We start from the raw sequence: 216 nt of genomic DNA, 5'->3' as shown, positions 1-216 counted from the left end.
GCCGAATAGGTTAAGTTATTAAGGGCGCACGGTGGATGCCTTGGCACTAGGAGTCGATGAAGGACGGCACTAACACCGATATGCCTCGGGGAGCTGTAAGTAAGCTTTGATCCGGGGATTTCCGAATGGGGAAACCCACTATGTTTAATCGCATAGTATCCATACGTGAATTCATAGCGTATGGAAGACACACGCAGGGAACTGAAACATCTAAGT

General features: G+C 48.1%; 1 rRNA gene. It reads left to right on the top strand.

Going from position 1 to position 216, the window contains the following annotated elements:
- Nucleotides 1–8 precede the first annotated feature (8 nt).
- Nucleotides 9–216: ribosomal RNA gene (locus tag TY13_RS19620) — 23S ribosomal RNA — on the top strand; the annotation flags it as partial.

It is taken from the genome of Bacillus ndiopicus, from assembly GCF_000612805.1.
GTDB classification, from domain to species: Bacteria; Bacillota; Bacilli; order Bacillales_A; family Planococcaceae; genus Metasolibacillus; species Metasolibacillus ndiopicus.
This window is presented reverse-complemented; position numbering and strand designations above follow the sequence as displayed.